Origin of the sequence: Micromonospora chaiyaphumensis (assembly GCF_900091435.1) — a bacterium.
GTDB lineage: Bacteria > Actinomycetota > Actinomycetes > Mycobacteriales > Micromonosporaceae > Micromonospora > Micromonospora chaiyaphumensis.
In genome coordinates this window covers 245,675-262,914 of the sequence record NZ_FMCS01000008.1, presented here as the reverse complement: position 1 = coordinate 262,914, position 17,240 = coordinate 245,675, and the positions used below count along the sequence as shown (strand labels likewise).

18 protein-coding genes are annotated in these 17,240 nt (G+C 75.9%); 7 read left to right on the top strand and 11 right to left on the bottom strand.

Annotated elements, in window-relative coordinates; genetic code table 11:
- Positions 1-33: 33 nt before the first annotated feature.
- Together GA0070214_RS22290 and GA0070214_RS22285 are read right to left on the bottom strand one after the other, a co-directional pair.
- Complete coding sequence (locus tag GA0070214_RS22290; protein ID WP_091267353.1) at positions 34-912, bottom strand: ABC transporter permease; 879 nt, start codon at positions 910-912, stop codon at positions 34-36.
- Positions 912-3,782 carry an alpha/beta fold hydrolase gene (locus GA0070214_RS22285; protein ID WP_091267350.1) on the bottom strand — a complete coding sequence of 957 codons (2,871 nt, stop codon included), beginning with the start codon at positions 3,780-3,782 and terminating at the stop codon, positions 912-914. The genes GA0070214_RS22290 and GA0070214_RS22285 overlap by 1 nt, the downstream gene beginning before the upstream one ends.
- Positions 3,783-4,159: 377 nt before the next feature.
- Here GA0070214_RS22285 and GA0070214_RS22280 point away from each other — a divergent pair, with 377 nt between their 5' ends.
- The 7 genes from GA0070214_RS22280 to GA0070214_RS22250 are packed head-to-tail and all read left to right on the top strand — an operon-like array spanning position 4,160 to position 12,405.
- Positions 4,160-5,329: a hypothetical protein gene (locus GA0070214_RS22280; protein WP_091267346.1), complete on the top strand. Its 1,170-nt coding sequence runs from the start codon at positions 4,160-4,162 to the stop codon at positions 5,327-5,329.
- A complete protein-coding gene (locus GA0070214_RS22275; protein WP_091267343.1) occupies positions 5,316-7,985 on the top strand; it encodes a sensor histidine kinase in 2,670 nt (889 codons plus the stop codon). The genes GA0070214_RS22280 and GA0070214_RS22275 overlap by 14 nt, the downstream gene beginning before the upstream one ends.
- Positions 7,982-8,446 (top strand): roadblock/LC7 domain-containing protein, encoded by a 465-nt coding sequence (locus GA0070214_RS22270; protein WP_091267341.1) that lies wholly within the window; start codon positions 7,982-7,984, stop codon positions 8,444-8,446. The genes GA0070214_RS22275 and GA0070214_RS22270 overlap by 4 nt, the downstream gene beginning before the upstream one ends.
- Complete coding sequence (locus GA0070214_RS22265; protein ID WP_091267338.1) at positions 8,443-8,892, top strand: DUF742 domain-containing protein; 450 nt, start codon at positions 8,443-8,445, stop codon at positions 8,890-8,892. The genes GA0070214_RS22270 and GA0070214_RS22265 overlap by 4 nt, the downstream gene beginning before the upstream one ends.
- Positions 8,870-9,616: a GTP-binding protein gene (locus GA0070214_RS22260; protein WP_208602863.1), complete on the top strand. Its 747-nt coding sequence runs from the start codon at positions 8,870-8,872 to the stop codon at positions 9,614-9,616. Before GA0070214_RS22265 ends, GA0070214_RS22260 begins: the two co-directional genes overlap by 23 nt.
- 43 nt (positions 9,617-9,659) lie before the next feature.
- A complete protein-coding gene (locus GA0070214_RS22255; protein WP_091267335.1) occupies positions 9,660-10,139 on the top strand; it encodes a hypothetical protein in 480 nt (159 codons plus the stop codon).
- Between the two features lie 43 nt (positions 10,140-10,182).
- Positions 10,183-12,405 carry an AAA family ATPase gene (locus GA0070214_RS22250; protein WP_091267331.1) on the top strand — a complete coding sequence of 741 codons (2,223 nt, stop codon included), beginning with the start codon at positions 10,183-10,185 and terminating at the stop codon, positions 12,403-12,405.
- 2 nt (positions 12,406-12,407) lie between these two features.
- On the opposite strand, the gene GA0070214_RS22245 is transcribed toward GA0070214_RS22250, so the two are convergent.
- Genes GA0070214_RS22245 through GA0070214_RS22205 form a run of 9 tightly spaced genes read right to left on the bottom strand, consistent with a single transcriptional unit; the run spans position 12,408 to position 17,240 of the window.
- Positions 12,408-12,761, bottom strand: a complete 354-nt coding sequence (locus GA0070214_RS22245) for a gas vesicle protein K (RefSeq protein ID WP_244167804.1) — start codon at positions 12,759-12,761, stop codon at positions 12,408-12,410.
- Complete coding sequence (locus GA0070214_RS22240) at positions 12,758-12,985, bottom strand: gas vesicle protein (RefSeq protein WP_091267328.1); 228 nt, start codon at positions 12,983-12,985, stop codon at positions 12,758-12,760. The genes GA0070214_RS22245 and GA0070214_RS22240 overlap by 4 nt, the downstream gene beginning before the upstream one ends.
- Entirely contained in the window at positions 12,976-13,776 is an 801-nt protein-coding gene (locus GA0070214_RS22235; RefSeq protein ID WP_091267325.1) for a GvpL/GvpF family gas vesicle protein, read from the bottom strand. The genes GA0070214_RS22240 and GA0070214_RS22235 overlap by 10 nt, the downstream gene beginning before the upstream one ends.
- Positions 13,760-14,137: a gas vesicle protein gene (locus GA0070214_RS33105; RefSeq protein WP_091267322.1), complete on the bottom strand. Its 378-nt coding sequence runs from the start codon at positions 14,135-14,137 to the stop codon at positions 13,760-13,762. Before GA0070214_RS33105 ends, GA0070214_RS22235 begins: the two co-directional genes overlap by 17 nt.
- A gap of 1 nt (position 14,138) precedes the next feature.
- Positions 14,139-14,486 (bottom strand): gas vesicle protein GvpO, encoded by a 348-nt coding sequence (locus GA0070214_RS22225; protein WP_091267319.1) that lies wholly within the window; start codon positions 14,484-14,486, stop codon positions 14,139-14,141.
- Positions 14,483-14,830 (bottom strand): gas vesicle protein GvpG, encoded by a 348-nt coding sequence (locus GA0070214_RS22220; protein WP_091267316.1) that lies wholly within the window; start codon positions 14,828-14,830, stop codon positions 14,483-14,485. Before GA0070214_RS22220 ends, GA0070214_RS22225 begins: the two co-directional genes overlap by 4 nt.
- Before the next feature lie 4 nt (positions 14,831-14,834).
- Entirely contained in the window at positions 14,835-15,590 is a 756-nt protein-coding gene (locus GA0070214_RS22215; RefSeq protein ID WP_091267312.1) for a GvpL/GvpF family gas vesicle protein, read from the bottom strand.
- Between the two features lies 1 nt (position 15,591).
- Positions 15,592-16,014, bottom strand: a complete 423-nt coding sequence (gene gvpJ, locus GA0070214_RS33100) for a gas vesicle protein GvpJ (RefSeq protein ID WP_208602862.1) — start codon at positions 16,012-16,014, stop codon at positions 15,592-15,594.
- 2 nt (positions 16,015-16,016) lie between these two features.
- Entirely contained in the window at positions 16,017-17,240 is a 1,224-nt protein-coding gene (locus GA0070214_RS22205; protein WP_091267307.1) for an SRPBCC family protein, read from the bottom strand.

Below are 17,240 nucleotides of genomic sequence, written 5' to 3'. Positions count from 1 at the left end.
GGAGCGTGGGAACGCTCCCAAGATGTGAGCCGCTCAGCTTGTTACGTCCTTGCGGGTGAACCGCCAGAAGGCCAGACCCCAGAACACGGTGGCGTAGGCGATCGCCGAGATGGCACCGCGCACCACGTCGTCGGTCTGCACCGGCGTCGACAGCAGCCCCAGCCAGGCGCTGCTGTAGTGGGTGGGCAGGAACGCCCGGAGCCCGCCCAGCGCGGTGATCTGGTCGAGGATGCTGGAGAGGATCCAGAGCAGCACGGCGCCGCCGACGGCGCCGAGCGCGGCGTCCGTGGTCACCGAGAGCAGGAACGCCAGGCCGGCCACCACCAGCAGCACGACCGCCAGGTAGCCGAGCACGGCGAGCAGGCGGAGCAGGCCCTCGGCCGGGGCCAGCTCGGCGGCGACCTGGCTGTGCAGCGGCGACCAGCCGTACCGGAGGGTGCCGGCGAGCAGGGCGGTGCCCGCGAGCAGCGCCAGCGCGAGCGCCGAGTAGACGAGCGCGACCACCAGCTTCACCGTGAGCAGCCGGGCCCGCGGCACCGGGACGGCCAGCAGGTAGCGCAGGCTGCCCCAGCTCGCCTCGCTGGCCACCGTGTCACCGCAGAACAGCGCCACCACCACGACCAGCAGGAAGGACGACGACACGAAGATCGAGAAGAGGGTGAAGTTCAGCCCGCCCGAGGTGGCCAGGTCGACCAGGCTGGAGAACTCGTTCCGGCCGTTCCGGTCGTCGTTGCCGGAGTCGAACTGGAACGCGATCAGGATGATCAGCGGCAGCAGCACCATGAACCCCAGCGCGAGTTGCGTACGCCGCCGTGACGCCTGCCGCCGGAACTCGGCCCGGAACGGCAGGGTGGCCGACGGCCGGTAACCGGCTGCCGCCCCGATCGGTCCGACAGTGGACGACTGTGCCATCACCGGTCCCCGCTTCCCCGAGAGTTCTCGCCCACCAGGGCGAGGAACGCGTCCTCCAGGCGGCGCCGGGGCACCACCCGGTCCACCCCGATGCCGGCCCGAACCAGCTCGGCCACCACCTCGCTGCGGGCCGTGCCGTTGGTGTCCACCACCAGCCCGCCGTCGCCGTCGGGCAGCACCCGTACGCCGGCCAGCCGGTCGAGCACACCGCGCGCCGCGTCCGGGTCGCTCACCTCGAACAGCACGCTCGGCGACTCGCCGACGATCTCCTCGACCGGGCCGGACGCGACGATCCGCCCCTTGTTCACCACCACCGCGTGGGTGCAGGTCTGCTCCACCTCGGCCAGCAGGTGGCTGGAGACCAGCACCGCCCGGCCGTCGGTGGCGTAGCGCTGGAGCACCCGGCGCATCTCGGCGATCTGCGGCGGGTCGAGCCCGTCCGTCGGCTCGTCGAGCACCAGTAGTTCGGGCAGGCCCAGCATGGCCTGCGCGATGGCCAGCCGCTGGCGCATTCCGTGGCTGTAGTTCTTCGTCCGCCGGTGCACCGAGTCACCCAGCCCGGCGATCTCCAGCGCCTCGTCGAAGTGCGCGTCCGCCCACGGCCGGCCGGTCGCCCGCCAGTACGCCTGCAGGTTCGCAAGGCCCGACAGGTGCGGCAGGAAGCCGGGCCCCTCGACCAGCGCGCCGATCCGGGAGAGCACCGGCGAGCCGGGCACCAGCCGGTGCCCGAAGACGTAGATCTCGCCGGCCGTGGGCTGGGTCAGCCCCATGAGCACCCGCAACGTGGTGGTCTTGCCGGCGCCGTTCGGCCCGAGCAGGCCGACCACCTGGCCGGGGTGCACCTCGAAGTCCACGTCGGAGACGGCGACGAAGCCGTCCGCGTACTCCTTGCGCAGGTTGCGGACGGCGAGCGGCACGCCCGCGTACGCCGGGTGCACCGAACTGTCCTGGCGGCGGTGCCGGCGGCGGGCGACCAGAACGACCACGACGAGCCCGACCGCGATCGCGGCGAGCAGGCCGGCCAGCACCCAGCGCCAGATCGTGGCGGTGGTGGGGATGGGCGCGGCGTCGACCGTGGGCAGCACCAGCGGGCCGTCACCGAGCGCCACGGTGTGCACGGCCGGCTCGGCCGGCGTGGCGTACGCCTGGTCGGAGGTCGCCACGACGACCCGTAGCCGGTGCCCGGCCTCGATCCGGCGGACGATCGCCGGCAGGGTGACGGTGACCGGCCGGGCCTCGGCGACGGTGCGGGGCAGGCCGGTCAGCCGGACCGGCGCGACCAGGCCGTCCGGCAGCGTGGCCGCGCCCTGCGGGTCCACGTCGTAGAGCTTCACGAACAGCACCGCCTCGCCGGTCGCGGAGGCGGCCCGGATGCGCACGGTCGGTGCGCCGACCACGTCGACCGGGTCGGCCAGCGGCGCGGACTCGAAGCGGGCGTGCTGGCCGGGGATGTCGCCGGCCACCCCGTCGAGCAGCGAGCCGAGCGCCCCGGCGAACGGCACCGCCGAGATCGCCGCCGGGTTGCCGTTGGGCGGGTTGGCGATCGCCTGGTCCGGCCCGGCCAGGGTCACCTCGCGGCGGCCCTGCCCGGTCACCCCGGGGTAGTCGGCGGTGCGGAAGCCGGTGGCCACCAGGCCCCGGTCGAGCGCGTCGAACCCGGCGATCCGGGAGAAGGTGAAGCTGTCACCGGGCGCCTCCCCGTCGCCCTTGACGTAGTGGTCGAGCCACTGCGCGGTCAGGAACTTCACCCGGTCGGAGTCCGAGGTCGGTCCGGCGCCGCCGTCGTGGCCGCCCGTGAACCAGGCGACCCGCACCGGGGTGCCGGCGGCGGCGATGCCCCGGGCGTTGGCGTCGGCCTCGGTGAGCGGGAACAGGGTGTCGGCCTCGCCCTGCACCAGCAGGGTGGGCGCCGTGATCCGGTCGAGCACCCCGGCCGGCGAGGAGCGGCGCAGCAGGTCGACCGCCGGCCCGTCGGCCCGGCCGGTGGTGGCGATCCGCAGGTACGCGGCGCAGACGTCGGCGGCGAACCGGCCGCAGGACGGGTCGGCGGCGCCGGCCGGACCGCGACCGGGGCCGGTGCCCGGACCGCCACCGGGCTGTGGGCTGGGCGCGCCGGCCGAGGCCGGGGCGCCCTCGGGCTGGGCGGCGCCGGTGCCGGAGAGCCCGGCCGGGCCGGAGCCGGCGTTGCCGCCGCCGCCGAAGAAGATGCCGGCCCAGCCCTTCTTGAACACGCCCTCGGTGGGCGCCCCGCCGGTGCTCTCCGGCAGGAAGGCGCGGGACAGGTCGTTCCAGGTGATCATCGGCACGATCGCGTCGACGCGGCGGTCCTGCGCGGCCAGCAGCAGCGCCAGGCCGCCGCCGTACGAGCCGCCGACCACGCCGACCCGGGGATCGCCGGCCGCGTCGAGGCGGATGTCCGGGCGGGCGGCGAGCCGGTCGAGCAGGCGCTGGGCGTCCCGCACCTCGTAGTCGGGGCTGTCCAGGTGGATCTCGCCGCCGCTGCGGCCGAAGCCGCGGGCGGTCCAGGTGAGCACCGCGTAACCCCGGGCCGCCAGGTCCTCCGCGTCGGAGCGGACCGACTCCTTGGTGCCGCCGAACCCGTGCGCCAGCAGCACCGCCGGGACGCGGTGCCGGGCCGAGGCGTCGCCGGGCAGGTAGAGCGTGGTGTCCAGGTCGACCGGCTGGTCGCCGGACGGTCCGGAGCGGACGGTCACCAGGGCCGACTCGGTGCGGAAGTCGGCGCGGTCGGGGCGGGCCGCCCAGACCAGGGCGGCGGCGACCAGCCCGACCACCACCACCGCGGCGACGAGCCGGCGAGGGCGGCCGGCCAGGGCGCGCCGGATCCGCGCGACGGGCAGCGGTGATCTCATGCGGCACACGGTACGGGCCGCCGGCTGAGCATTCCCTGAGATCCGCCGTACGTCCGTCCGGTTGCACCGTTCGTTGTCCGGGTCCCGTCGACCGCGGAAGGTCCAGAGCGTCCCAGCGGGATGAGTTCGGATCCCGTGAAATCACATCTACGAGCGCAAATGCCGCCGATGCCTCCTTCTCCCCGCCCATATCGGACGCTCCGTAGGTGCAAGGTCAACCGGACGTGACGCGACCCGAAGTGACGCGAAGCCGACTCGGCGACCACGCTCCCACCCGGACCCGGTTCGATTACTTTTCCGGTCCGGTGCACGGGACTGCGGAAACGGCGACCTCCCGGCTCCGGACCGTCCCCCGCCGTCGCCGGAGGAGACCGACCATGACCGTCCCCGCGCCGCGGGTCCGCCGACGGCCCTCCGTACCGGGCCGCGCCCTGCCCCTGCTGCTGGTGCTGGCGCTGCTGGCCCCGCTGGGGCTGCTCTTCGTCCAGACCGACGGGCACACCGGCGACGACCGTGACCTGGCCGCCCGGGAACGGCTCGGCGTCCGCTACCTGCGCGCGCTCGGGCCGGTCACCGACGCGCTGACCGACGCGCAGACCACGGCGGTCGCCGGCCGGCCGGTCTCCCGGACGGCGCTCACCGCCGCCATCGAGCAGGCGGCGCAGGTGGACAGCGCGATCGGCGACAAGCTCCGCACCCGGGAACGCTGGGCCGGGGTACGGGCCAAGCTGGAGGCGCTGCCCGAGCGCGGGCTCGCCGACCCGGAGGCGGCCTTCCAGGCGTACGGCGAGGTCACCGACCTGCTCCTGGCGCTGCACCGGAAGGTCCGCGAGGCCTCCGGGCTGGTCCGCGACCCGCGTTCGGACACCTTCTTCGTGCAGGACGCCATCGGCGCGGACCTGCCCGCGGCCATGGTCGCCGCCGGCCGCCTGGCCGACCTGGCCACCCTCGCCCCGAACCGGCCCGCCGCGGACCGGCCGAAGACCGTCGCCGAGCTGGCCGAACTCCGGGTCGCCGCGCTGGGGCCGGCCACCGACCTGGTGGACGACCTGCGGGCGGCCGTGGACAGCTCGGAGAGCACCGATCTGGGCCCGACCGTGCTCACCCCGCTCGACACCTACCAGCGCTCGGTGGAGGCGCTGGCCGCGTTCTCGGCGCCGGCCGGGGCGGCCGGGCCCGACCCCGTCCAGCTCGGCGCCGCGCGGCGCGGCGCGCAGTCGGCCGCCGCCCAGCTCCGGCAGGTCATCCTCGACCAGCTCGACGCGCTGCTGGCGGAGCGGCTCGACGGGCTCGACCGGGACCGCTGGCTGGCCCGGGGCGCCGTCGCGCTGGCCGGGGTGCTGCTCACCGCGCTGGCCGGGGTGCTGCTCACCGCGCTGCGGCGCGCCCGCCGCCGGGCCGCCGAGGCCGGCCGCGAGCCCGCCGAGGCCGGCCCGCCCCCGGCGCCGGCCCGCCCGGACTCCCCCGGCGACGGCGAACTCCTGGCGGTCGGCGGCGGGCGGGCCGGCGACACCGAGCGGTGGAGGCCGTTCGATGCTGCTCGGTAGGCTCCGGATCCGGGGCCGGCTCGCCCTGCTGGTGATCATCCCGCTGCTCAGCATGGTCGGGCTGGCCGTGCCGGTCGTCCTCGACCGCGTCGCCGCCGCCCAGCGGGCCGCCGACATCGCCGACACCGTCCGGGTGGCCAGCCGCATCGGCACCCTCGTGCAGGACCTCCAGCAGGAACGGCTGCTGTCGGTGGGGTTCCTGCTGGGCCGGGTGACGCGCACCGAGCTGATCCAGAAGTCGGCCACCGTGGACGACCGGGTCGCCGACCTGCGGGCCGAGTCACTGCCGGCGCCGGTCCGGACGGCCCTCGACGGGGTACGCACGCTGGCCGACCTGCGGACCGCCGTGCTCGCCGGCAAGGCCACGCCGGACGACATCATGGGCGCGTTCCGCACCGTCGACATGGCGCTCATCGAGTCGCTCCGGCTGCCGTTCCAGGTCGACACCGGCACCTCGGCCGGGCGGCAGGTGCTGGCGCTGGACGCGCTGCTCCGCGCCGACGAGGGGCTGGGCGCCTGCGCCACGCTGATCGTGCTGGTCAAGCAGACGAGCGACCCACGGGTGGCCGGCTCGTACATCGCCTGCATGGCCGCCCTCATGGTGGACAACCGGCGGTTCCGCAGCCTCATCACACCGGAGCAGTACCGGCTGGCCATGCTGGACGACGCGGCGGTCGCCGCGCGGACCAGCCCCACCTTCCTGGCCGACAGCATCAAGGACCCGGTGGCGGCGATCGCGGCCGTGCCGATCGACGCGCTGTTCCCCTCGGTCCGCTCGATGATCACCCTCGGCCAGTTCGTGGAGAAGAAGATCGTCGCGGACGTCATCGCCGAGACCCGGAGCGAGCAGCGGGACGCGCTCGCCGCCGCCTGGCTGGTCAGCGCGGCGGCCGTCCTGATCCTGCTCACCGTGGTGCTGCTCGGCATGGCGGTGGCCCGGACCGTGGCCCGGCCGCTGACCCGGCTCACCCGCTCCGCGGACCGGGTCGCCCGGGTCGCCGAGGCGGAGCTGACCCGCGTGGTCGACGACGAGGCCGAGACCGTCGCGCCGGTGCGCCTCGACCCGATCGACGTGCGGGCCCGGGACGAGATCGGCGACCTGGCCCGCGCGTTCGAGCGGGTGCAGCGCACCGCCGCGCGGCTGGTCGAGCGGCAGGTGGCCGGCCGGCGTAACGTGGCGCAGATGTTCGGCCACGTCGGCCGGCGTACGCAGAACCTGGTCGGCCGGCAGATCGCCCTCATCGACCGGCTGGAGCGGCAGGAGACCGACCCGGGGCGGCTGGAGCACCTGTACCGCCTCGACCACATCTCCAGCCGGCTGCGCCGCAACGCCGGCAGTCTCGTGGTGCTCTCCGGCGCGACGGGGTCGGACGGGCACGTCGCGCCGGTGCCGCTGGGCGACCTGGTCCGGCTCGCGCTCGGCGAGATCGAGGACTACACCCGGGTGGACGTGCAGGTCCCGTCCGGGGTGTCGGCGGGGCCCGCGACCGCTGGTGACCTGGTGCTCGCGCTGGCCGAGCTCATGGAGAACGCCACCGCCTTCTCCCCGCCGCACACCCGGGTGCTGGTGGTCGGCGAGCAGACCGGCGGCGGCGCGCGGCTCACGGTGGTCGACCGGGGCATCGGCATGACCGAGGAGCGCCTCGCCGCGGAGAACGCCCGGCTCACCCGCCGGGAGCGGCTCGACCTGGCCCCGACCGAGGTGCTCGGGCTGTTCGTCGTGGGCCGGCTGGCCCGCCGGCACGGCTGGAGCGTCCGGCTGGCCGCGACCGCCGGTGGCGGCCTGACCGCCCACCTGGACATCCCGGCCGCCCTGCTGGTGGTCCGCCGACCGGAGCGGGCCGGCGTGACCGTGGCGCGGGCCTCCGTGCCGTCCCGCGAGCGCCGGGCCCTGCCCGAGCCCGCCCGGATCCCGGCCGCCGACGAACCGGCCGGCTTCGACGCGGCGCTGCTGAGCCGGGCGACCCGCAGCCTGGAGGCCGCGCAGTCCTGGAACGCCTTCGGCCGCCCGGCCGTCGAACCCGGTAGGCCCGCCGACGGATCGCCGCCCGCCTGGCCGCCCACCGAGGCGCCGGCGACCCCGGCACCGGCCACCCCCCGCCCCGGCACCCACCACCCGACCCCGGTCGTCGGCCCGGCACCGGCCGCTCCCCCGGCCGCCGGGCCGGCGACCGGCCTCCCGCCGGCCGGGCCTGCACTCGCGCCCCTGCCGGCCCTCGCGCCGCCGTCCCCCGGCCCCGCGGGACCGGCCCTCGCACCGCCGACCCCCGGTCTCGCCGGGACCGGGCCGCTGATCCGGCAGCGGGTGCCCGGGGCGAGCCTGCCGCCCGCCGCCCCGGCGGCCGGGCCGGTGGCCGCCGGCACCGCGGACGCGGCCACGGTCCAGGCCCTGGTCGAGGCGTTCCAGGACGGGGTACGCCGGGCCGAGGACGACGCCGCACCGGCCGTGCCCACCCCCGGCCGGCCCCGGCTCAGCCGGCGGGTGCCCGGGGCGAACCTGGCCGTGTCCGCCGAGCGGGCCGCCCCGCCGGCCGACCCGGAGCCCGGGGACCCGGCTGAGGTCCGCGACCTCATCACGGAGTTCGAGGCGGGCGTCGCCCGTGCTCTGCGCGAAGTCAGTCCAGACCGCCGCTACGAAGAGGACCCATCACGGTGACCAGCCCGTTCCTGCATGACAACGCCGACCAGACCACCGCCGGCGGCCTCAGCCCGGAGGCGCGCACCTTCAACTGGCTGCTCGACTCGTTCACCTCCAGCACGGCCGGGGTGATGGAGGCGATCGCGGTCTCCTCGGACGGGCTGCTGATGGCCATGTCCGCCATCAAGGACCGGTCCAACGCGGAACGGCTGGCCGCGGTCGTCTCCGGCATGACGAGCCTCGCGGGAGGCGCGGCCAGCTGGTACGCGCTCGGCGGGTTGAACCGCGTGATCGTGGACATGGCCGAGGGCTACCTGCTGATCAGCGCGATCAGCAGCGGCTCGGTGCTCGGCGTGGTCGCCGACCGCTCGGCCAACCTGGGCACCGTGGCGTACGAGATGACGCTCTTCGCCGGCCGGGCCGGCGGCGCCCTGACCCCCCGGTTGATCGCCGAGCTGAAGAACGCCGTCCAGCAATGACCCCGGACGCGGCCGGCGAGGACCCGGATCCGGAGCCCGGGCCCCGGATCCGCCCCTTCCTGCGCGCGCCCTCCCCCGGCCCGGGGTCGGACGCGGACGGCGGGGAGCCGGCCGGGCCGCGTCCGTTCGTGCTGACCGCCGGCCGGGTGGACGGCGATCCGGCGATCGGCCTGGAGACCCAGGTGACCGCCCGGCCGGCGAGCGGCTCGTGGGCGGTGATCGCCCAGCTGGCCCCGGAACTGGCGACGATCGTGGCGCTCTGCGCCGAACCGATCTCGGTGGCGGAGATCTCCGCCCGGACGCGGATGCACTTCGGCGTGACCCGGGTGCTGGTCGGCGACCTCCGCGCCGCCGGGCACCTCGACGTGCACCTCGGTGACGGCGACGACGCCCCCGACCCCGACCTCATCCTGCGAGTGATTGATGGACTCCGTGCGATCTCCTGAATGGCCGGCCGCGGCCGCGGGCGGCCCGGCCGCCAACAGCGCGCCCACCCGGTACGCCGCCCCGGTCACCCCCGGCCCGCCGGCCGGCCGGCCCGTCCCGCCCCCGCCGCCGTACCGGCCGCCCCGGGTGGCCGTGCGGACGGTCGGTCCGGTGGCCGGACCACGCGCACCCGTCCCCGTGAAGATCCTCATCGCGGGTGGTTTCGGGGTGGGCAAGACCACGACGGTGGGGGCGATCTCGGAGATCGCCCCGCTGACCACCGAGGCGGAGATGACCAGCGCCGGGATCGGCGTCGACGACCCGGGTGCGGACTCGGACAAGACCACCACCACGGTGGCCATGGACTTCGGCTGCGTCACCATCGACCGCAGCCTCAAGCTCTACCTCTTCGGCACGCCCGGCCAGGCCCGCTTCGGGTTCATGTGGGACGACCTGGCCCGGGGCGCGCTCGGGGCGCTCGTGGTGGTCGACAGCGACCGGCTCGACGACTGCTATCCGGCGATCGACTTCTTCGAGCGGGCCGGGCTGCCGTTCGCGGTGGGGGTGAACGCCTTCGACGGCCGGCTGGCCCTCGACCTGCCCTCGATCCGCTGGGCGCTGGCGATCGGCGAGCACGTGCCGCTGGTGCAGTTCGACGCCCGGGACCGGCTCTCCGTACGGGACGCGTTGCTGGTCGTCCTGGACCGGGCACTGGACCGGGCGACCCGCGAGAAAGGGGCCTGAACCGGCCGTCGGTTCGACCCGTGATCACGGAAGGGGTGACGTGATGAGAGGTGATCTGGACGAGACCCTGGCCCGGCTGGCGCGGCGCGAGGAGGCGCAACGCCGCCGGACGCCGCTGCCCGGCGAGCCGGCCGAGCCGGCCGAAGAGGCGGAGTGGGACGAGCGGGACGGACGGGCGGGGCACGGCGCGTACCGGTTGCGTGGGGGCGACCGGCCGGAGCGGCGGGACCCGGTCGGGGAGGTGGCCGAGGCGGTCCGCCGGGTGGTCGCCGAGCACCCCGGGCTGGCCGTCGTGGTGCGGGTGGAACTGGGTGGGCAGGCGTACCCGTTGCGGGTCGCCTGGTCCGGCCCGGAGGTGACGGTGGGCCCGGCGCTCGCACCCGCGCCCCCGCCGGCCTGGCCCATGTCGGTGAAGACGGTGCCGGCGCCCGGGCAGGACGGGGTGATCACCGACCCGGCGGCCCGGCTGGCCGAGATGATCCGGCGCGATCCCTCGCTGCTGGACGACACCGGCCCACTCTGAGGCCGACCGGCACGACGTGGTGCCGGCGGCTACTGTCGGGCGGGTGGCGGAACCCGACCTGACCCTGACCGCGAGCCTGCGGCCGGCGGCGCTGGACGCCCGGCGCGGCGTCGTCCGCCTGCACCCCGAGGTGTTGACGGCGCTGGCGCTGCGCCCCGGCGACCCGGTGCGGCTGACCGGGCGCCGGGTGACCGCCGGCATCGCCGCCCCGGCCGAGCCGACCGCGAGCAACGTCCTGCTCTACGCCGACGACCTGCTGCTGGGCAACCTGGGCCTGCGCGACGGCGGGCAGGTCACGGTGAGCCCGCTGCCCGCGACACCGGCCCGCCGGCTCACCCTGGCCGGGCCGGTCGGCGTCGTCGCCGCCGTCTCCCCGGAGATGCTCCGGCTCGCCCTGCTCGGCAAGGTGGTCACCGCCGGGGACGACGTCTCGCTGCTGCCCCAGGACGTGCTCCCCGACGCGGCGCTCCGCGGCCTGGTCGAGGCCGCCCGGCGCAGCCTGGCCACCACCGTCGGGTACGCCTGGACCAGCACCCTGCTCACCGTGGTGGCGGCCGAGCCGGCGACCGGCGCGCTGGTCACCATGGACACCGTGGTCGGCTGGGAGCACGGCCCGGCCACCCGCGGCTCCGGCCCGGCCGGCGACACGGGCGCCCCGGCCCCGGCGGCGGCGACACCGGCCGACGGCCTGCTCGGCCCCGAGGACGCGCCCGACGTGGACGAGCTGCCCGGGCTGCGGGCGCAGGCCGAGGAGCTGACCGAGCTGCTCGACCTGGGCTTCCACCACCGCGAGGTGCTGGGCCGGCTCGGGACCACGGTCTCGCTCGGCGTGCTCGTCGGCGGCCCGGCCGGCTCGGGCAAGTCGGCGCTGGTCCGGGCGGTCGCCGCCCGGGTCCGCGCCCGCGTACGCCCGCTGTGGGGCCCGGAACTGGCCGCGCTCAGCAACGACGCGGCCGCCCGCCGGCTGCGCGAGGCCGCCGCGGCGGTCCGCGCCAACGGCCCGGCCGTGCTGCTGGTGACCGACGTGGAGGCGGTCGCCCCGGCCGACGAGCCCGGTCCGCTGGCCACGGTGTTCCGGCAGGTGGTCGCCGAGACGGTCGGCGCCGGTGCGGCGGTGGTCTGCACGACCGGGCGCCCCGAGGCGGTGGACCCGGCGTTGCGCGCCCCGGACCTGCTCTCGCTGCGGATCACCGTGCCGTTGCCCGACGCGGCACTGCGCCGGGAGCAGCTCACCGTGCTCACCCGGCAGGTGCCGCTGGCGGACGACGTCCGGCTGGACGACGTGGCCGCCCGCACGCCGGGGTTCGTCGCCGCCGACCTGGCCGCGCTGGTCCGGGAGGCCGGGGTGCGGGCGGCGCTGCGGCAGAAGACGGCCGAGAAGCCGACCGTGGCCATGGCCGACTTCGCCGGCGCCCTGGAGGTGGTCCGGCCGACCACGATGGCGGCGTCCACCCTGGAGCTGGCCTCGGTCACCCTGGACGATGTCGGCGGCCTGCACGAGGTCAAGCAGACGCTGACCGAGTCGGTGCTCTGGCCGCTGACCTACCCGGACACCTTCGCCCGGCTCGGGGTGACGCCGCCACGCGGCGTGCTGCTCTACGGGCCGCCCGGCTGCGGAAAGACCTACCTGGTCACCGCGCTGGCCGGCTCGGGCCGGGCCAACGTGCTGTCGGTGAAGGGCGCGGAGCTGCTCTCCAAGTGGGTCGGTGAGAGCGAACGGGCGGTCCGCGAGCTGTTCCGCCGGGCCCGTGAGGCGGCACCCACGCTGGTCTTCCTCGACGAGGTGGACGCCCTCGCCCCGGTCCGCGGCCAGGCCACCGACGGGGGCACCACCGACCGGGTGGTCGCCGCCCTGCTCACCGAGCTGGACGGGGTGGAGGCGCTGCGCAACGTCGTGGTGGTCGGCGCGACGAACCGGCCGGAGCTGGTCGACCCGGCGCTGCTCCGCCCCGGCCGGCTGGAACGCCTCGTGTACGTGCCGCCGCCGGACGGCCCGGCCCGCGCCGAGATCCTCCGCGCAGCCGCCCGGCACGTCCCGCTCGCGCCCGACGTGGATTTGACCGCGCTCGGCGCGGACCTGGACGGCTTCTCGGCGGCCGACTGCGCCGCGCTGGTCCGCGAGGCGGCCCTCGCCGCGATGCGCGAGTCACTGGCCGCCAGCACGGTCACGGCCGCGCACGTCGAGGCGGCCCGCACGCGCGTCCGCCCCTCGCTGGATCCGGTCCAGCTCGCCCTGCTGGAGGCCTACGCCGCCACCCGGCAGTGAGCTCAGTCGGTGGGCAGCAGCGGGCCGAGCGGGCCGAGGTCGAGGTTGAGATCCTCGGGGGCGAGACCGAAGTACTCGCGGAGCTGGGTCATCTGCTCCTCCAGCGCCATCAGTGTGGCGCCGACCCGCTCGACCTGCTCGTCGGTCAGGTCGCCGAGGTCGACCCGGCGCAGCGCCTGCCGTTCCATGAGCTGCCGCAGCAGCTCGATCACGGTGAGCACCAGGCTGGCCAGCCCGCGCTCGACCGAGTCCTGGTCGACGGCGAGCCGGCGGTCCAGGGGCCGGACCCGGGGCGCCCGCCAGGCCGGCTCGCCCAGCGCCGCCGCCAGGTCGGCCGCCTCGTCCCGGCCGGTCACGGTGCGGCCCCGGGCTCGGGCTCGGGCGGGGCGAGCGCGCCGACCGAGGCGATGAGCGCCCGCAGCGAGATGCGGACCAGGTCGATGTCCGCGATGGCCAGGGTGAGGTCTCCGGTGATCACCACGCCGGTGGCGAGCACCCGGTCGAGCAGGTCGACCAGGGCCACCGGGCGGTAGGTCAGCGGGTCGTCGGCGCTGCTGGGCGCCAGCGTGGTCACGCCCATGCCGGCTCCGCCTCCGGTTCCGCCACGAAGGAGTACGGCGGCCACGGGCCGGTCAGCTCCATGCGCAGCTCCGGGTGCCGCTCCGCCAGCTCGCGGGCCAGCCCGGCGAAGCCGTCCCAGCGGTCCCGGTCGACCAGGTACGCCCCGTTGAGCACCATGGCGGTGGGCGCACCGGAGAGCCGCCGGTCCTGCGGGGCGTGCCGGCAGGCGGCGACCGCGTACCCGGCGAGGGCGGCGTGCACGGTGGCGGCCGCGTCGGCCGCGACCCGCTGCCCCTCCTCCCGGGCGGTGAGCTGGGCCTTGCGCCGCCGCAGGTACGCCGCGCCGGCCCCGCCCCCGCCCGCGGGTTCCTCTACCTGCGGGGTGGCGCCGGGCACCACGTATCCCTTGACGCCCCACTCCGCGCGGCCGGCGAGCCGGGCCAGCGTGCCGGCCAGCTCGTCGTGCCGCTCGACCAGCACCCGGGCCACCCGGTCGTCGTCCCGGTGGACGGTGGCGAGCCGGGCCGGCACCACGGCGCCGGACCGGGACAGCGCGTCCACCACGGCGTGGTGCGCCCGGGCCGCCCGCTCCAGCCAGGCCAGGTCCTCCAGGTTGCGGCGCAGCGCCGCCTCGCCGTACTCGCTGAGCGGGGCATCGCTGACCACGGCGACCAAGCCGGCGGCGGCCACGGCCCGGACCGGTGTGCCGGCGATGCCCGGAAGCCCGGCCGGGGTGGCCGTCCCGGTGACCACGCCGTGCAGCCAGACGGCGGTGCCGGTGTCCCGGACGGGGTCAGAGGTCGTGGTCATGCCAGCCCTCCCTCGGGTCCCGTTCGGCCCGGGCCGCGACCCGCGGCCGGCGGGACGCCTCGACCTCCTCGGGGTCCCGCGGGCCCGGCTCGACCGGCGGGCGGGCCCGGGAGCTGAGCCACGGATCGTGCTCCCACCAGTCGATGCCGATCTGCCGCGCGGTGTCCACCGAGGCGATGACCAGCCGCAGTTTCAGCGTCAGCAGCTCGATGTCGAGCAGGCTGACCCGGATGTCACCGGCGATCACGATGCCGCGGTCGAGCACCCGTTCCAGGATGTCGCCGAGGTTCGCCGGCTCGTGGCCGGCCGGCAGCACCTGACCGGAGTTCTGCACGACCGACGGCGCCCGCCCAATGGTCATCTCAGTCCCCCTTGCCGCGCTGGTAGCGACGCGTCCGCCGGTAGCCGAGCAGGCTGCCGGTCATGTCCAGCTCGACCTCGTAGAGGCCGAGCAGGTCGGTCGACGCCGGGATGCGGTGGTCCTCGACCACCTCCACCCCGATGCGCCAGCCGTCGTCGGTGGGCTGGATCGAGGTGACCCCGAGCGGATCCTTGCCGGTCAGCGCGACGACCTGGCGCAGCCCCTCCCGGGCCGCCTCGGCCGCGCTGACCGCCTCCTCGTCGTCCTCGTCGAGATACCGCTCCTCGACCCGACCGCCCCGGTCGCGCCACCGCTCCCGGTCGCCGTCACCCCGGATCCGTGCCGTCATGGTCCTCCCCCTCGTCCGCGCCGCGCCGCACCGCGGCGGCCGCCGGCCGTGCCCCGCCGGGCGGGCGCGGGCCGCCGGGGCCCGCCCTCCCGCTGCGGCGGGGTACGGTCCGCCCCGGCGGCCGGCCTGGTAAGCCGGTCCAGCACCTGCTGCTGCCCCCGGTCCCGCTCCTCCGGTGTGATGTCCCCGGCCGCCGCGGCCCGGTCCAGCTCCTCCAGCTCGCGCCGGATGTTGACCGGGTTGTACTGCTGGGACTCGGCCTCCCGCGCCACCACCTTCACCAGCGCCGTGAGCCCGCGCACCGGCGCGTACGGCAGGGTCAGCAGCGTCCACAGGATGTCCACGCGGTCACTCCACCAGCTGGTGTGCGCTGACGAAGTCGTACGGGGCGAGCGGGCCGATCAGCCGCATCCGGATCAGGTCCCGCCGGTGCTCGGCGAAGTCCTCCACGGCCTGGACGAACGCGTCCTCGTCGTCGCCCTCCACGAGGAAGGAGACGCGCACCGCGTCCAGCTCGTGGCTGGGCGGGAGGGCGGCGTCCGCCACGGCGTACCGGCCCACCGAGTCGATCAGGTCGCGGTTCTCCGCCTCGCGGCGCAGCTCCACCGCCTGGCTGATCATCTCGCCGAGCCGGATGCGCTGCTCCCGGCTCTCGATCTCCGGGCGGCCGCGCACCTCGTCGGCGAGCGCCGCGGCGGAGGCGTTCTCCGCCAGGAACCCGCTGATGAACTCCTGCTCGTCGAAGCGCCCGTGCACGGTGTACTGGAGCCGGTCCTCGACCTCGTCGAGGGCGGCGGCGAACCGGTCGTGGTGCGCGGCGAGCAGGTCCTCCACCGCGTCCTCGCCGGTCACCACCGTGCCGAACCGCACCGGCAGCACCGGCGCGACCACGGCCGTCCCGTCGAGCAGCCGCTCGTACGCGGTCAGGTCGGCCGGCCGGCCCAGCGGCTCCTCCAGCCCGACCTCGCTGACCAGCGCCGCCAGCTCGCCGTGCCGGATCGCGATCACCTCCCCGGGCGGGGAGCCGACCCCCTCGGCCTCGGGGGTCGGCTCCACGTCGGACGGCACGATGCCGTAGATGAACAGCCCGTTCTCCTGAGCCATCTCAGCGCTCCTCGTCCCGCCGCCGGCGCGGCCGCTCCCGCTCCCGCTCGGAGCCGCCGTCCCGGAGCGAGTCGGCCACCGCGCCGCTGATCTCCTGGGCCGCCTTGCCGAGCCCGGAGATCGCCTTGCCCTTGGTGGCCGCGCCGGCCGCGTCACCGACCATGTCCGGCAGGCCCTTCGTGCCCTTCGGCACGATGCTCAGCCGGTCGACCGCCTCGGCGAACCGCAGGTACGTCTCGACGCTGGCGATCACGATCCGTGCGTTGATCTCCAGGAGCTGGATACCGACCACGGCGACCGACACCTGGGCGTCGATCACCACGCCCTTGTCCAGGACGGTCTCCACGACGTCGGCGAGGGTCCCGCCGCCGCCGCCGCTCGTGCGTTCCAGGGCGCTGCCCGGTTGTCCCGTCGTGGTGGCCACCGTCATTCCTCACGCTCCTCCCGCCGGCGGCGTACCACCGGCCGTCGTGGTGTCTCGGGAGCCCGCCGGACCGGGCGCGGGCGCTCGGGGCGCGCCTCCCGCTCCTCGCGCGGCTGGGGGCGGCGCGCCCGTTCGGGCGCGCGGCGGCGCGGCGGCTCCTGCTCCTCGGGCTCCTCGGCGTACTCGTCGTCGTCGAAGTCGTCGCCCTCGTCGTAGTCCGCGTACTCCTCCTCGTCGGGGGCGGGACGGCGACGCGGCGGCGGTGGCCGGCGGCGGCCGCGCGGGGCGGGCCGGCGCTCCTCCTCCGGCTCCTCCTCGGGCTCCTCCTCGGGCTCCTCGGCGCGGCCCCGCCCGCGGGCCTCCCGCTCCTCGCGGCCCTCGCGCTCCTCGCGGGCCTCCTGCTCCTCGCGGAGGGCGGTCTCGTGGTCCTTGACCACCTCGGAGTCCTCGATCTCACCGCGCCAGCCCTCGACCGACTCGGGGTCGAGCACGGTCTGCGTCATCACGTGCCGGACGAAGTGCTTCAGCTCCAGCCGGACCCGGCGGCCCTGGGCGCGCCACAGGTTGCCGGTGTGCTCGAAAAGGCCCTGCGGGTGGTACTCGAGCACGACCAGGATCCTGGTCAGCTCGGGAGCGACCTCGTGGAAGCTGACGGTGCCGTCGACGGAACCCTTCTCGCCCTTGGACCGCCAGTGGATGAGCCGGTCCGGGATCTGCCGGACGATGGTCGACTCCCAGGTCCGGTGCGACCAGAAGACCTGGGCCTTCCAGGTCATCTTCCCGTCCGAGTCCCAGTCGGCCTGCTCGACCTTCTTCATGAAGCTCGGGAAGTCGCCGAACTGGGTCCACTGGTTGTAGGCGACCCGGACCGGCACGCCGACCTCGATGGTCTCGACGATGTTGGTGACCTTGAGCTTCTTGCCGCCGCCCTTGCCGCCCTTGCCGCCGCCGAACGCCGACATCAACTTCTCCTTACCGCCGGCCAGGCCGGCATGGAACATGGCCTTGACCGGGGAGTGGCCCTCGGCGAGCTTCTGGGCGCCGGTGGCGGCGGCGACCAGGCCAGGGCCACCGCCCTGCTTGGCGTACTCGCTGAGCCGTCCGGTGGCGCCGGTGATCCGCTCGGTGACCACGTGCACGGCCCGCTCGCCGATGGCCGAGGCCAGGTTGCGCAGCTCGCCGCCGAGCTGCTCCCGGGCCCGGTCCGTGAGGTTGCTGGTCGCCAT